This is a genomic window from Litoribacterium kuwaitense (assembly GCF_011058155.1).
In the GTDB taxonomy this organism is placed as follows: domain Bacteria; phylum Bacillota; class Bacilli; order Bacillales; family DSM-28697; genus Litoribacterium; species Litoribacterium kuwaitense.
The window spans coordinates 61276-78202 of record NZ_JAALFC010000014.1; the positions used below are offsets into that span (position 1 = coordinate 61276).

At 37.8% G+C, this 16927-nt stretch carries 11 protein-coding genes and 1 pseudogene; 1 reads left to right on the forward strand and 11 read right to left on the reverse strand.

What is annotated here, in order from left to right:
• Positions 1–154: 154 nt before the first annotated feature.
• The 10 genes from G4V62_RS20575 to gcvPA form a co-directional block, all read right to left on the reverse strand.
• Positions 155–1393 carry a beta-galactosidase small subunit-related protein gene (locus tag G4V62_RS20575; protein WP_312855469.1) on the reverse strand — a complete coding sequence of 413 codons (1239 nt, stop codon included), beginning with the start codon at positions 1391–1393 and terminating at the stop codon, positions 155–157.
• Between the two features lie 20 nt (positions 1394–1413).
• Positions 1414–3246, reverse strand: a complete 1833-nt coding sequence (locus tag G4V62_RS20580) for a glycoside hydrolase family 2 TIM barrel-domain containing protein (RefSeq protein WP_312855470.1) — start codon at positions 3244–3246, stop codon at positions 1414–1416.
• The gene (locus tag G4V62_RS20585; RefSeq protein ID WP_165201514.1) at positions 3243–4220 is read right to left on the reverse strand and encodes a DMT family transporter; all 978 of its coding nucleotides are present in this window, start codon (positions 4218–4220) and stop codon (positions 3243–3245) included. The genes G4V62_RS20580 and G4V62_RS20585 overlap by 4 nt, the downstream gene beginning before the upstream one ends.
• 403 nt (positions 4221–4623) lie before the next feature.
• Positions 4624–6315, reverse strand: coding sequence for an amylo-alpha-1,6-glucosidase (locus G4V62_RS09410; RefSeq protein ID WP_165201516.1), 1692 nt, complete (start codon positions 6313–6315; stop codon positions 4624–4626).
• 27 nt (positions 6316–6342) lie between these two features.
• A complete protein-coding gene (locus G4V62_RS09415; RefSeq protein WP_165201538.1) occupies positions 6343–7167 on the reverse strand; it encodes a carbohydrate ABC transporter permease in 825 nt (274 codons plus the stop codon).
• On the reverse strand, positions 7164–8123 hold the full coding sequence (locus tag G4V62_RS09420; protein ID WP_165201540.1) for a carbohydrate ABC transporter permease: 960 nt from the start codon (positions 8121–8123) through the stop codon (positions 7164–7166). The genes G4V62_RS09415 and G4V62_RS09420 overlap by 4 nt, the downstream gene beginning before the upstream one ends.
• Before the next feature lie 87 nt (positions 8124–8210).
• Positions 8211–9644, reverse strand: coding sequence for an ABC transporter substrate-binding protein (locus tag G4V62_RS09425; protein WP_165201542.1), 1434 nt, complete (start codon positions 9642–9644; stop codon positions 8211–8213).
• Between the two features lie 73 nt (positions 9645–9717).
• Positions 9718–10497, reverse strand: a complete 780-nt coding sequence (locus tag G4V62_RS09430; RefSeq protein ID WP_165201544.1) for an SDR family NAD(P)-dependent oxidoreductase — start codon at positions 10495–10497, stop codon at positions 9718–9720.
• A gap of 350 nt (positions 10498–10847) precedes the next feature.
• Positions 10848–12404: an aminomethyl-transferring glycine dehydrogenase subunit GcvPB gene (gene gcvPB / locus G4V62_RS09435; RefSeq protein WP_165201546.1), complete on the reverse strand. Its 1557-nt coding sequence runs from the start codon at positions 12402–12404 to the stop codon at positions 10848–10850.
• Between the two features lie 30 nt (positions 12405–12434).
• Entirely contained in the window at positions 12435–13838 is a 1404-nt protein-coding gene (gene gcvPA / locus G4V62_RS09440; RefSeq protein WP_165201548.1) for an aminomethyl-transferring glycine dehydrogenase subunit GcvPA, read from the reverse strand.
• 661 nt (positions 13839–14499) lie between these two features.
• On the opposite strand from gcvPA, the gene G4V62_RS09445 reads away from it, so the two are divergent.
• Positions 14500–15741, forward strand: a complete 1242-nt coding sequence (locus G4V62_RS09445) for an ROK family transcriptional regulator (protein WP_246218360.1) — start codon at positions 14500–14502, stop codon at positions 15739–15741.
• A gap of 1033 nt (positions 15742–16774) precedes the next feature.
• Here G4V62_RS09445 and G4V62_RS19845 read toward each other — a convergent pair.
• Positions 16775–16927 (reverse strand): annotated as a pseudogene (locus tag G4V62_RS19845) (IS5/IS1182 family transposase); the annotation flags it as partial.

Genomic DNA, 16927 nt, shown 5'->3' on the forward strand with positions numbered 1-16927 from the left:
GTGTGTTTTTAAAGAATTTTGTGGCTTTTTTATCATTCATTGTGGAGACCTCCTTGGTATTTGACCAGATTTGACAACCCATTTCATACCAAGAAGGCTCTTTTTTGTTCAAGTCGGCGAAATTTCTCCTAACAGCAATGCTCCTTTTACATATTTAGTCATTTACATTAATAATCTGTTCTTTTGCTTTAAGGATATCGCTAGTTTCCTTTAGAGAGTAGACAGATAATTTCATCTGCACATTGAATGCTTCAAACTTGCAACGATATTTCTCCAATTGGTCCTGACCACACGAATTGGAGCCCAAACCATTTTGTTTATGATCCAAATGAAGGACTATATAATCCCTTTCCTGCAAATCAATTGTATGGTTTGCTTTTTCGACGTCTTTAACCTCATAAAAGCTTGCACTAAAATTGAATGTGTTTTTGCCTACTGAGCTTGCCATCAGGCCAATTCCATACTTATTCACTAATCTAGCCCAATATGTATCAGTGCGGTTACCATTTTCTTGTGGATATACATAATTAGTAAAAAGGTCCGCTACACTTTTTTCATATACACCAAATAAATTAGCCTGCTTTGAATCTGAATAAGATTCTCCAGGACCACGGCCATACCACTTTACATTTTCGCACTCCTTGTTCAAGCGCATTTCCACACCAATCCGGGGAATCATTAACGGTGCATTTTCTGTCATTCCGCTCGGGGTTCCTGATACATTAAATTGAATATCTCCATTTGCAAAAATGATATACTCATATCTGCATACATAGTACCACGAAGCATTAGTCGTGCCGTTTACTGTACTAACAATAATTTTAACTTTATTTTTCATTTTATTTACATCGACTGTATCGACCATTTCATGCCACAGGTGCATGAAATATTTTTCCTTATAATCTTTCATCAAATACATATCGTTATCTATTGGAGCTCTCCAAAACTGCAATTTTGGCCCCTCTTTTACGACCTCCACACCATTTTTCTTCCATGAAGTCATGCGCCCATTAATCGTATCAAAAACCACTTCAACTTCCTCTCCACATATAGTGATGGAATAGGGCGTTTCCTTAATAACGAGCTCCCCGTCCGGAGAGAGGGCTAATTCCTCCGTTTCAAAATTAAATTTGAATTGGGCAGTCGCTAGCTCGTGCCCGTTAATGGCCCACGCAAAACTCTGATTAGTCACATAAGATAAGGTGAGGTAATAATCCGTACTAGCTTCTTTGAGAAATTCCAAATCATAATCCAGTGTCACTTCACGAGATCCTCTGGCAGGAATGTCTTTTATAGAGCCTACTCCCGTTTGAATGACTTCCCCATCTTTTTCTATAAAATATTTCATTGTAAGATGATCCAATGAAATAAAATCATATTTATTTTCTATCAAGAGCCTTCCCTCATCCAGGTTTATGGCATAAGTGTGAACAGGCTCAATAATTTTTTATATTCTAACAATGCGGGTGAGGGAGTACGGTCAGGCATGATGAGACCATCTATGCAAAAATTTCCATTCGTTGGTTCGTCTCCAAAATCCCCCCCATAGCTATAATATACTCTGCCATTTTCATCACTTGTTTGAATTCCATGGTCGAACCACTCCCAAATAAAACCTCCTTGGAGCTGTTCGTGTTCATAGACAAGTTCTTGATATTCTTTTAGGCCTCCAGGTCCATTGCCCATCGCATGACCATACTCACAGTGTATATGGGGTTTTTCAGTCGTTAAAACAATATCCTTCATTGTTTTATGTTCCTTGTCTGGATGTTCGATCCATGTGTACATTGTTGAATATACATCTGTTACCTCTGCTAAAGTATCTCCCTCATAGTGAATGAGTCTGCTGGGATCAATTTCCCTGCAAATTTTGGCCATTTCTCTATAGTTCTGTCCGAAGCTGGATTCATTCCCTAAAGACCACATAATAATTGAAGGGTGGTTTTTATCCCTTTCAACCATTCGAATAAGACGGTCTGTATGCACTTTTTCCCATTCCGGGTCGTCAGCAAGCCAACTGTAATGATTGGTAAGCTCAAATCCATGGCACTCAATATCAGCTTCATCAATAACATACATGCCGTACCGGTCGCACACCTCATAAAAATACGGAGAGTTCGGATAATGGGAAGTGCGAATTGCATTTATATTGTGCTGTTTCATGAGCTTGATGTCTTTTATGATTTCCTCCATTGATACGACTCTTCCTGTACTAGGGTTGTAATCATGACGATTCACACCTTTTAGTTTAATTGCAACCCCATTTACTGTAAAAGTCTTGCCTTTTAATTCTATTTGCCGAAATCCTACTTTCTGGGGTATAACCTCTACGATCTTCTCACCTTGCTTAACGGTAAGTAATAAAGTATATAGATTCGGAGTTTCGGCACTCCATAGTTTAGGTTGACTAATACTGTCCGAAATACAAAAATGACCCTCAACAAGCTCCTCTTCCCCAGACATAACAGCATTGTGGTTTTCATCTAGAAGTTCGTAAACGAGAGTTAATTCATTTTTGGCATTACGTACGGTTCCATTCACTTCCAAATTCCCGATAGTAGAATTGACTTGTAATTCGGTATCAACCTTAAAATCATCAATGCCGTTTATAGGTCGCGAATAGAGCTCAACATCACGAAATATTCCACTTAACCACCACATATCTTGGTCCTCAAGATAAGTACCATCTGTCCATTGGTACACTCTAACTGTAATATCATTTTCTCCAACGTTAAGATAGGAAGAAATATTAAATTCAGAAGTGTTTCTGGCGCCTTTACTGTAGCCAACTTCTTCCCCATTCACCCAAACATGAAATGCGGAATCCACCCCATGAAAACGTATTATGATTTCTTTATCAAACCAAGACTGATCAATTAGGAATTTTCGCTTATAAATACCTGTAGGGTTTTCAGATGGCACGTAAGGCGGGCGTATTGGGAAATTATACCATAAATCTGAATAATGCATATCTCCATACCCTTCCATCTGCCAATTGCTCGGCACCTGAATTTGATCCCATTCTGTAGTATCTGCTTCTTTCTTTTCAAAGCTTTCTGGCGAATATTCTGGAGCCTGCAAAAATAAGAAATCCCACATTCCATTTAGACTTTTGAAGTGGTGTGTATAAGCTTTCTCTCCAATGAGTGCAGTCTTCTTTGTTGGAAACGAATGAAAAGAAGCACGTGGTTTTAATCTATTTATGTCTGTAATACGAATGTCTTCCCAAATTTTATATTTTCTCATAGACTATTTCTCCTTCCCTTTAGGGATGAATTAAGATGGCCCTTATTTATATCTTTATTTCTTTCAACCTTATAGTTTACAGCGATAATTCCAAGTGTGATTAATGTCAATGCTCCTATAATATAAACGTTTACGTTTTCCCCTGGAATAAAAATTGCCGACAACATTGTTCCGGAAACAGGAGTGATAAATTTAAACATGCTTATCTCGCCGGCTTTATTAAATTTAAGGATTGAATACCACAATCCAAATGCTGCCGCCGAAAGGAAAACTGAATAGATAAGAAGACCCCAGCCAAGCGGTGTAAAAACGATTGCTTCCTCCTGCAAATTAGGCAAACCGATTATAAGCATTAATGCTGCACCAATAGTTAACTGCCAGCCAGTTAAGGCAAAAGGATGAATATCAACCGCCAGTTCTTTCGCCATAATTGTCCCAATTGCACTTGTAAGCGCAGCTAATATCATATAACCCTCTCCTGTTACATGAAAGCTTAACTGCAACTCTTGTCCCCAGTTCGCAAATATAATTCCAGCAAACCCGGCAATTAATCCAAATATTTTGTTTAACGTAATCCGGTCATTTTGGTAAAAGAAATGAGCCAATAATATTACGAAAAAAATCCCACTAGATTGCAGGATAGAACCCTGCATTCCCGAAACTTTTGCAAGTCCATTGTAAAAGAAAAAATACTGCAAGCCTGTTTGCACTGCACCAAAAAGCACTAGAAATAAGAACTGCTTCTTAGTTACAAATAACTTTCTTTTATTGTAAAAAAATAAACAAAACAAGATAACTACACCCGCTAATAAAAAACGCATTCCCGCAAAAACAATTTTGGCCACGACATCATCTGGTGCCATGTCCAATTCTTCATAGCTTATTTTTAATACTGGAAACGCGCTCCCCCAAAGTACAGAGCAGAAGATTGCAATTAATATTGCCCCCCACTTCTCTTTAAAAATATTTCTCACGTTTTGTCAGCTCCTATGAAGTTTGAAGACCTATTACATTTACTCAATATACCCTCCTCAGTTCTGTTTGAGATGAGTAGATGGGAAGAACGCCTAGACATCAAATTATCCAAATTTTGTAATAAAACTACACCTTTCTATTCACCTAATCATGCAGAATTAGATCAAACGAAAATTGCACGTTGATCAGACTGCCCTGCCTATTAAAGCGCAGAGCTCTCCAACATGATCGGAACTTAATATAAATGCTAGTCGCGCAATTAAATTTATATCGTTTGAAGTTGATACGACTTACATGAATAACCTTCGACTACATCCATTCATGCTCCCAGAACCTCAATATTTGAAATGCTGGACACAGCTCACTATTTAACACAATCCTATTTTCCACTCCATAGTCTCTTTAACGGTTTACATATTCATTAGCCAAGATCAGGAAAACACTCGACGTCCAAGTGAATGCACGATCTCTTAACCCTTTGCCAGTGATCGCGTTGAAGTTTTCGGCCATGCCATTATCTGCAGCCATGTTACAAAACTTTTTAGCGAGGTCTTCAGCAAATTCAAACTCTCCCACAGCGTTTAAACGATCAATGAATAACAGCATTACTGGCGCCCAGATTGGTCCTCGCCAATAACCATCCTCCTCATAGTAAGGACTCGTAATACTTTCAGTTGCCAAACCATGTTCAGTTAAAAACCGGTCTGTGTCTTTGAGACCATCAATCAGTTTTTGCCTAATATTCTCTGGCAAACTTTCTCCAAGAATTAAAGGAAGTGATAATTGCAAACTATCTCCACAGTCGACTGCATTTCCGCAGTGCTTAGCCAAAAATTTCTCTCCATCCCAAAAATAATCGATCATATTCCTAAGCAAGTCATTCGCTTTTTTTTCCCACATTAATTCTTCTTGTTGAAGTCCCAACTTTCGTGCAATATCAGCTAATGTTTGCATCTGCAGAATTAAGAATGCGGACAAATCCGGTGTCTCAACAGGTATACCTTCGTGGAATAAAGTACTATTATCCCATCCGCTATCATTACCATGATGATACTCCGGAAACCCATTACTGCTGAGCCGATGTTCAAAATACCACTCAGTCCACTTTGATAACGGACTATATATTTCACGCAACTTTTCTTCTGGAAGACATATTTTGTCTAACATCCATGATAATGTCCAGCCGTGTATAGGGGGTTTCGTGCAATTCCAGTATGCAAATTTGTCATTCATATAATCTGGAAGCATTCCACTCCTATCTTGAACGTCAAAAAATATCATATATTGATCCCAAGCGAATTCCGGGTTATTTTTAGCCAATGCCATTGCATTAAAACAATGATCCCAACTCCATATGTTTGTCATCCAATTTTTGGACATATACATTGCCGGTCTAGTTAAGAATCCTTCTTTTTTGACTACGGAAGACCATGTAATGTAAGCAGCCAGCCTTTTGCTTGCTTCATAGATTTTAGGCACATCTAATGTGTTTGCATGCCATTCTTCAAATTTGCCAAGTGCTTGCTGTCTAGCCAATTGAAAAGATTCTGTGAAATCATGTGGAGAATATACAGTCTCAAACTCTTCTATCGTTGCATCCAATTGCTTACGGTCAACGTCTGGAGTAAAATCAGCAACCACACGAGTACAACCGTTCACTTTCCAAGGCGCATCAGTGTTTAGATCTCCTTGTATTTGTCTCAACATGAATTTGACTTTCTTAGAGAAAACGTTAACTTGTAATTGTCCTCTCTCTTTCTTAAATGCATTATCATATTCATTTGTAACAAGTGTCAGCCGCAAACCTGCATTTTCTCCAAAAACTCGCAAGCAACTGCTCTCAGGGAAAATAAGTTGAACTTGACCACTGTTTGTTTTAAGAGTGAGGCAATCTGGAGCAAGGATTGTTTCAAATGGTACTATACCTCCATTTTGAAGCATATCCAACTTAAAAACGGCACCGTTCTCATCATCTCCTCCTCTTATATTGCGTAAGTAGATTCCTTCTGGCAAATCTTCATTGCCTACTAAATAGGAAATGCTCATGTAAGAGCCAAAAGTGCTAAATGGAATGTATTTGATATTGAAGTTCATATATATCGCTCCTTATTCATCAAGAATCTATTTTACCGATCCGGAAATCCCCTCAATGAAATATCTTTGCATGAGTATGAATATAAAAATGACAGGTAGTAATGATATGGATGCTCCCGCAGCCATACCCGTCCAATCGGTTTGGTATTTACCCACAAACGAAAGCATACCAACTGCTAACGTTCTTAACTCAGGGTTATTCAGAGTCAATACTAAGGGGATTAAAAATGAACTCCATGTCCAGATAAATTGCATAATTACAGCTGTTGCTACGACGGGTTTTGCTGATGGTAAAATTACCTTAAAAAAAATCTTAAGAAATCCACATCCATCGATGATAGCCGCTTCCTCAATTTCGTTAGGAACCCGGCTAAAAAATGCAGCAAACAATAAAATAAACAACACGTGCGCCCCGCTTGACTCTGCTAGTATTACACCAAATATGGTATTAGATAGACCCAAAAATTTCATCAATTCATATAATGGGATAATCGTGTAGCCCGTTGGAATGAACATCATTGCTCCAGTAATTGCTATGACTGCTCTCCTACCTGGAAAGTTCACCCTTCCAAGAGCGTACCCTGTTAAACAACTTAACGTTACGACAATTATTACAGTCCCAAGGGTAATAACAACTGAGTTTAGAAAGTAACCAGAAAAGTTCGCAACATTCCAAGCTCTCTCATAGTTTTCCCAGTGTAGTTTTTCTGGTACCGGATTAACACCGGATGTTAAAAAGGAAGCGTTGGTTTTTAAGGAGGAAGATACCATCCAAATAAAAGGATAAACCCATATCAAACCAAATAGGATCAGCGCCAAGTGAGTTAGCCCCATTGATACCCTTGAGCTCATATCTTTTTCATCTCCGTCTTCAAATCATTTTTTCCCTTTTGCTTGTTCAATTTCAATACAACCCACCCAAGTAACAGGCTAATGATAAATACAGTCATACCCAAAATCACCCCTACTGTTGATGCATAACCTATTTGGGATTGTCCTTCGGAAGCAAAAGCAAATCTATAAATATATAATTCTAGCGTTTCTGTGGAATAGAAAGGACCCCCATTTGTCAATGTTTTTACTAGATCAAATACCCTCATACTACTAACAGTAGTGAGCAATAAAATTGTAGCGCCAATTGGAGCTAATAAAGGTAAGGTGATGTAACGCAATACTTGCATACTTCCTGCGCCATCAATTTTGGCTGCTTCATATAATTCTTTTGGAATCATTTGCAAACCAGTTAGCCAATAAATCATTATGATTCCGGTCTCTTTCCATGAACCGACTAAAATAAGGACAATCATGGCTGTCACTGGGTTAATTAACCATGGCAAAGCTTCATCAATTACTCCAATCATTTGAAGTACTTGATTAATTAAGCCAGTATTTCCAAAAATGTTTTTCATAATGATACCAACGATCGCCATTGTTGTTACTACGGGAAGGAAGAATAATGTTCGATAGACAACCCTCCCTTTTAGTTTGGGATTGTTTAATATTAAAGCCAATATTAATCCCGATGTTACTGAAATCGTTACAAATCCTGCTGTATATACAAACGTATTCTTAAAAGCGTTCCAGAACATTTCCTCGGTGAATACCTTTAAATAATTGTCAAAACCTACAAAGTCATTCATTGGGCCGACACCAGACCAATCATAAAACGAATAAACATAACTCATAATAATTGGATAAAGGGATAAACCGAGGAACATCAAGATTTGTGGTAAAATAAATATATATGCCCATATGTAACGTTGTTTAGTTTGTTTATTCACTTTCCTATTTCGTTTTGCTTTAGACATTGTAACCTCACCACCCACACTTCATTAATATAGATAGGATAAGCTATCATCTATTAAAATAAATTAGGCAATAGCTTATCCTTAAATTTAATTCAATTCCTTATAGTCCTCACTGGTATAAGGCTCATAAGGAACCCAATTTGGAAATTTGAAATCTTCTTGCGTAATATTTTCATTGTCTTCGAGAGCATCCTTAAATGCTTGGTTATATCCTTCTTCATACTTTTTAAGTTCGCTTTCCACATCTTCCACCTGTCCAGTAAGGTATCCCATTAAAATAGAACCAGGGGCAGCATCAGGAGCGTTCTTTTGAGTTTCCACTTCAATCACTTGTGCTTCCGAATTCACCACGATAGGATCAGGAGTTCTTACGTTCATCTCGTCAAATATATCTGATATTTCTGTCATTTGCTCGAAAGGTAAATCAATATCAAAGTTTGAGATTTTCTTGGCCACTATAGGTTCCCCATCCCTTAATATCTCTTCGTACATATTTTCTCTCAGAAATTCCATGAATTTTTTAACTTCGTTCCAATGCTTAGTATCTTTGGCAACATATAACCCATCATTACTACCTAGACCAAACTCACCATACTGTTTCCCATTTTGATCTTTAGTCGGTAATTTCAAAACACCCCAATCTTTAAAACCACTTTCATTTAACAATTGACCTGTCCAATTGCCATCTATTAGAAACGCGGCCTGACCTGAAACGAACAATTCTCTCGCTACAGTAGAGTCAGTTTCAAGCGTTGAAAGCGACAACACTTTATTTTCTCGTAGTTCTTTCATGTATTTCATTGTTTCTATATATCCTTCAGTAGCATACTTATAGTCACCATTTTTATAATCATAGTCGCTTTCTGGAGACAATTCCGTGGCAAATAATTTTGTTATTGCCTCGACCAGCCAGCCGGACTGTCCCCCAAAAATCAAACCATACGTTGCACCGTCAGACTTATTATAAATTTCTTGGCCAACTTCATTTAACTCTTCCCATGTCGTTGGCGTTTTACTAACTCCCAAATCATTTAATACTTGCTTGTTATAAAACATGTAATATGTTCCTCCTTTATAGACAGGAAACAAATATACATGACCATTTAACGAAGCATTTCCTTCATCAAACACGCCTTGGTTATATTCATCTCGAACATCTGCAGGAAATAATTCATCTAATTCACGAACTAAGTCAAGATTTACAAATTCATTAATTGTTAATGCATCAGTACTGAAAATATCTGGTAAACTTTCATCTGATATCGCTGCCTGATATTCTGCTTCACTCGATTCAACATTCAAGTTATTTAATTCAATTTCAATATTCGGATTTTCCTTTTCAAACTCTTCTATTAGGATAGGGAAATATGACCGCCCTGCTGCCACATTGTTCCACAATTCAAGAGTTACTTTATCTGATTCTTCATTACTGTTGGATTCACTACTTTGACAACCTACTAACCCCAGCCCTAGTAATCCAAAAAAACAGATCACTATAAACATGTTTTTTTCACTCTTCATTCTCCTCTTTAAATCATATTTCTGTGATCTACACGAATTGACGTGTAGCCTTTGAGGTATATAGCAAAAATGTCTATGCTAACCCTCCACCGTCAACCACAAGAGTGGTTCCTGAAACCCATGAAGATAAATCGCTTGCAAGAAATAAAACACCATTGGCTATATCCTCTGGAGTCCCAATCCTTCGTAAAGGACGGTCCACCCCTGAAGATACTAGAAAATCTTTTTCATTAAGCTTTAACTGTTCCGCTTCACCTCTTAGCAATGGCGTATCTGTATCCCCTGGGCAAATACAATTCACACGTATATTATCTTTACCGTGATCAATCGCCAGTGCTTTTGTGATGTTGACCACACCTGCCTTTGCAGCACAGTAAGAGACCGCCTTGTCTCCGCCTTTTAATCCCCATCCTGAACCAGTGTTAATGATACTTCCTCCACCTTTTTTTGACATAATGGGAATTGCAAATTTGGAAAGTAAAAATACACTCTTTAATGACACGTCTATAACTAAATCCCACTCTTCTTCGCTATGTTCTACAGCATTTTGCCTTCGAATAACTCCTGCGTTGTTAAATAAAATATCTATTCTGCCGTAATCGCTTTCAATTTTCTCTATCACAGAACGGCAACTCTTACTTGAAGCTACATCACAGGTTATGAATTTTGCATCCCCTCCCTCACTTACTATTTTTTCGGATTCCGTCATTCCGCGATCTTCATTAATATCTAGCATAATAACCCGACATCCAGCAGATGCAAGCAATGTAGACGTGGCCAACCCTATGCCAGAAGCTGCTCCTGTTATGACTGCAACCTTATTATTTAATCCAATTAACCTTTCGTAATTCATAAGAACATCCTTTCATTAAGTACGGCGGTTACTATTTTTGGCTAAATCTTCTTATATTGAGCTATTATTCTAAGACTTTTAAATGGATAAAAATCTCAGGAAAACGTATTGAGCGTATGCAGAATCCGCAATGTCATCAACCTTATATTACATTTTTATCCTTCTATCAAACGAGTAATTGACCACCCTAATGATCAATTCGTTAACTCTATATACCGTATCTTCGAAACATTAACCCTACCATAATAATCCATGCGGAAAGTGCAAGCTTTCTATGGTTGATTATTGAATTTAGGGCCGCAGACTCTTCGCTCATCGCATGATTTAAATTCGGGAAAGATTTTAGATGCCTATAAATGTTTTTTCTTATATGCTCTCCATGTAATCGACCATTTTTTCGGATTGTCCAAGTAATCCTGTTCATCCATTTTATGAATGACGCTATTATAAGGAGCACTCCTCACTTTTTCAGGTTCCTCATAAGCCTCATTTGAAATCTGTGTCAAGGCGGCAATATATTCATCAAGATCTTCTTTGGAGTAAGATTCGGTAGGCTCGAGTGTAAATGGTTGAGGAACCACATAGGGATGGTGACTCGTCCAATAATGATGACCGAAGTCTGTCATCCTTCGCTGCACATCTTCTGTAGTTACACCCGTATCCTCAGTTAGTTTCTCCCAACTGTACCGAACTTGTTCAAGGCGTTTTCCAGGTATATATGGTGCATCCGCTCCTTTAATTTTTAATACATGATGATACATATAGTTATTATTTAAGACCGCAACTTCGGCAACTTGCTTCAAACCTTCCGGACCTAAACTCCTAATCCACGAATAGGCTCTTACTACCGTTTGAGGTACACCGTGAAACTCTCTCACCTTACCTATAGTGCTTTTTAAACCATCATCCAAGTAATACGTATCGTCCTCATAAGCTACGATCGGGCCAGGTAAAAATTCTTTTAATTCTTCGGTGACGCCTAACGCACCTGTTGCAGGCCCACCGCACATATGTGGAGCCGCAAAGGTTTTATGCAAGTTAAAAAAACACATATCAAATCCAGCCTCTTTTGCCCTTGTGATCCCCAGCAGCCCATTGGCATTTGCCTGGTCGTAATAACAAATCCCTCCTGCTTTATGGACAATATCTGTAAACTCCTTGATTCTCGGATTAAAAATTCCCGTGTCTTCCGGATTAGCAACGACAAAACCCGCTGTTCTCTCGGAAACCACTCTTTTCAAATCTTCTAATTTAGGAAAACCTTCCTTATCAGGCTGCAGTGTAATAATTTTATAACCTTTAACGACGGCCGTTGCCGTCTGTGAAGGATGTGAAAACATTGTCGTTATAATTTCGTCTCTCTTGACTGCTTCGCCGTTCGCTTCGTGCTTTGCTCTAACAATCGAAGCCATTGCAAATAATGCTTGTGTTCCACCGCTTGGCTGGAAAGAAAAATAATCCATTCCTGATATTTCTCTCATAGCCAGGTCTAGCTGATAAATTAATTTAAGTACTCCTTGAACTGTACTCTCATCTTGTAGAGGATGAAGTTCGGTTAATTTTGGATCACGGACCAGCATTTCATTGATTTTTGGTATATACTTCATCGTACATGTCCCTTGTCCAATCTCTACATTTAAGTCCGACCCCAATGTTTCCTGCGACAAGCGCAAATAGTGGCGCAGTACTCTTGCCTGGGAAATTTCGGGTAGTTTTGGAGGGGTTCTTCTTACCATATCCAATGGGATTTCAGAAACGCCGTCGCCTACTTGAGATTCGATTTCTCCCCCCGCTTTTGGAACCATAACTCCCCTTTCACCAGGTGTGTGAAGTTCAAAAATAATCGGTTCGTCCCATTTCGCCTGATGGAAGTTTCTTACTTTGTAATCTCTATCGATTTTTTTCATCCATTCGTCACCCCTTTGCCTATTGTCAAATTACTGCGTGACATACTCTTGAATAGCTTCAACCAACTGATCAATATCTTTTTTTGAATGTATTTCTGTTACACAGTACAACGCGCTCTGCCCAAGTTCCGGAAATGATTGCGACAAATCTTTCCCAGCGAAAATGCCTTTATTTAACAAGAAGTGGTTAATTTCTGCAATTGTGTAACCCGTATGATTAAAGTCGACCACAAATTCTTTGAAGTTTGTTGAGGCGAATCGTGATGCTTGCACACCGTTAATTTTAGATAATTCCTGTACTGCATATTGTGAATTTTGTAAAATTGTCTGCCCCAGTTCAAACATCCCATGCGGTCCTAAAAGAGCCAGATATACTCCGGCGGTAATCCCCCACAATGCCGTTTGCGTACCGACAAATTCCTTGGCTTTGATTCTGTCATGTAAAGAAGTTCGTTCAAAAGCAACATCTCCAAAGCCATATTCTCCTTCCACAACTGTTGGAACTATTCCAAACAAACGGGAAGGATACTCTCGAACAAATTTTTCTTCATCTCTTGTTGCAATAAAGCCCGCCTGACCTCCGCCATAGTTCATATGCATTCCTAGAGGCTGTAAATTCCCACACACAATATCTGCTCCATATTGGCTTGGCGCTTCAAGCACCCCTAACGAACTCGGATCAACGCCAACAACACTTAATGCGCCGAATTGATGCGAAATTCGCGAAATTTCATGAGCCTTTTCCTCGATGAACCCGAGATACGATGGGTTTTCAAAATATACCGCAGCCGTATTTGGAGAGATCTTCTTTTCTAAATCCTGTATATCAATTTGTCCTGATGATTGTTCATAATCAACCAGCACGCAAGAAATACCAGGCTCACAGTAGTTTTTAATAATACGAAATTTATCCGGATCGATCGTTTTCGGTAATAAAACTTCATTACGTCCCGTTATGCGGCAAGCCATTCGTAATGATGTGGAAGCTGCCTGAGCCCAGTCAAATGTAGGTACATTTACAACATCCATATCCACTAATTCAGCAACTAAGCTTTGGTATTCAAAAAGTGCCTGAAATCTCCCATGATCTTCATAAGGTTCGCCTGCATATGCGGTTAGGAATTCGGATCTTTGATTGACCTCATCACAAACAGCAGGGATGAAATGTTGCCAACACCCAGCCCCCAAAAAATTGATGTTTTCATTACAGCTTTTATTCTTTTGGAGTGATTCTTCTATTTCCTTTCGTAACTCGAACTCAGTCAATGATGAAGGAATATTCAATTTTTCTTTATAAATTAAATTTTCTGGAATCCCTTCAAAAAGTTCTTCAATATTTTTTAATCCCAAATCCTTAAGCATATCGTTCTGTACCTGTGGCACGGTATTTGGAATATAGGGGTGGGCCACATTTTCTTTTTGCACTTTTTGCATCTCTAGTCCTCCTTTAGATTTGCTTGATGATAGCTTTTATTGAAACCCTTGATTGAATATTATCCGCACGTGGATCATGTTGAAAACTCTGGCATGACATCATCACCACCTTTCAAGCCTGATCAACATTACTTACACAAATAACTCGGCCCATTGTAGAGATCAAAGGTTAACACTAGGTTCGTGATTGTTCATTCTAACGAAGTAACCTCACATGTCTTTCGTCCTTTTCAACAATACTGATTGCTTTTTCCACTGGTTAATTGATTCTCTGATAAAATATGCAATCACTATCGACTAGCTCATATGCCCTATTGAGATATTTGCAGGATGATTGATAATAAAAGAACTAAAATCTTCGAAAATAGAAGTAGTGTAATCATTGTCGTATTTTTCTATACCTGGACTTTTGATCTCATGTATTAATTAATTAAATTAATAAAAGAATTAATTACAACTCTAAGTTAGCAAAAAGGAGTTGTCAACATAAAATTCGGAAAATTATTTTTTGTGAATTAAATATGCGGAAACCGTATCTCTAATAGACATTTAAACAGCTTTCCTTTCAAGGAATCTGATAAGTGTTTTGACTGCGAATTCGAAATTTTTATATAATTACGGTATGATATAATTAATTAATTAATTTAAAGGTGGGAGAAAATTGTCTGAGAATATTTTAACTGGCAGCTTTAAACTAATGAAATCATTAAATCGTTCCGCGATTTTAAATAAAATACGCAATGATGGCCCTATTTCGAGAGCAGAAATTGCCAAACAAACAAAACTTACTCCAGCGACAGTGACTAATATTGTTAAAGAGTTATTGCTTTCTGAAATCATTATCGAAAAAAACCAAGGAAGAGGAGTTCGAGGTCGAAAACCAACCATGTTAGTCATTAATTCTAGCAATTTCCATATTATTGGTCTTGATATTGGTCCAAAAAAAATCCATGTAGTACTTTCAGACTTGGATGCGAACCTTCTTGAGAAATATCAAACATTAATACCTAAAAAAATTACTAGTGATGGATTGCTAAATATAATAAAAGACAGTATTCATTACGTCATTTCTAAGAAACATATCGATAAGAAAAAAATAATTGGTATTGGAGTGGGGATGCATGGAGTGGTAGATGTTGAAAAAGGGCTTTCGCTATTTGCTCCATCACTACAACTAAGAAATATCCCAATTAAAAAATACCTTGAACACGAATTCAATATGGTTGTAAAAGTTGAAAATGATGCTCGAGCTATGGCTTTAGGGGAAGCATGGTTTGGTGATGGAAGTGGAGCAAATTCTATTATTGCTATTAATATAGGGCGTAGTGTAAATGCCGGTATTATTATAAATGGGGAATTGTATCATGGGGAGCATTTTATGGGTGGTGAAACTGGTCATATGACAATAGACATTGATGGTCCCAGGTGTAGTTGCGGTAATTATGGATGCTTACAAAGTTATACAACAGGTCCGGCAATTGCTGCTAGGGCTAAGCATGAAATCTCAATAGGGAGAGAAAGCATTCTTAGAGAGTGGGTAGATAATGACCTTGAGCTTATAGACGGAAAACTCATTCATGAGGCTGCAATAAAAGGCGACCCTCTAAGTATTGAGATTTTATCACAAGCAGGAAAATATTTGGGGGTAGGGTTAACCAATTTAATCCATGTATTAAACCCCAGTAGAATAATTATTGGAGGTGGTGTTTCGAAGGCAGGAGATTTTTTAATGGATAGTGTGAAACAATCTATCCAAAAACGTGTATTAGAACAGTCAGCAAACCAAACTGAAATTTTAATATCAAAATTAGGGGACTATGTGACAGCTATTGGAGCGATTTCTTTACTTCTAGTCGAGATTTTTCCACCAGACCAACAAAGTAGAACATCCATAATATTATAATCTTCATTATGTATAACTTCGATACTCCTAGATATTCATCAAGCAACACAAGCAACAAGTGATGACAATGAGACAATCAGGAATGTTGTGCAAGAATTCCTTTTCCTGTGTACAATCTTTCACTTTTCGTTTGAAATCTTGCAGCCCGTTCCGAATCGAATGTGCCTGACCAAACCCATGATGGAAACGGAGAGCGAAACGCTAATTGTATTAGTGTAATCGGGAACCAGTAAGTCGTCGCTCGGAAAATGTTCTTTGCGCTTACTGTATTTCTTGATCTGCCTGGAATTGAGCTAGGAGTGCTCACGAAGTTCGGAATGTTCCCACCTTGTATGTACATACTCACTAATAGCATAAAACGTTTTCTGCAATTAGTGAGTAGATCGTTCATTGCCCATTGTCCATATATATGTGGGAAGGGGGATTAAATGATTGGTGAGGACGTTCTTGATTTAGAGGGGAAAGAACACGTTGCGGTCCTTGCATTGAACAAGTGGCTTGTTCAATGAGAAAGATAACCGCACACTAAACAGATCCTTCGATTACGTAAAGAAAATCAAAAGAAATCCAAAACATACCTTTCTTTAGTTCATTAAATTTGAAAATATATTATTTATTTTCATTTTTTGATTAATATAGTATTGAACACCTGCTTTGTCCACCCAACTGAGCAAATCAAAAATCGATAAGCACCCACTGGATGTGTTATACAGTGTTGACAACTTAATTCTAAAAAGTGAACTTACTCATCCCTTGCCAATTCATAAGGATAGACTAAAGATGCACTATGTTGTAGTGGTTTTATTGATTCATTAGCTCGGGTAATGAAATCTGTCGATAAGTTTTTTTCATTATGTCACTTAAACAGTTTGCTGTCCTATTTCTTTTCTTTAATTTTGAATTGCCAGATTGTAGGAAATGGTTCCACTATAAAACTAATATATTATATAAATTCCTTTAAGTCCCTTTTTAAAAAGTGTAGAGTAGTCCCTTGGTGTTTTACATGTTTTTTTTAAATATATCGTGCTTTAATTCACGCTGCCTTGGACATTTGTTCTGCTTTCATCTTTTTAATTCGATCTGTGGCCATTCTGGAGGCATTATAAACAAGCGTCACCAATTGGAAATGAAGCCTTGCCTTCTTACCTGTCCGATGACGGACATGATTGAGTCCAAAGAATTCTTT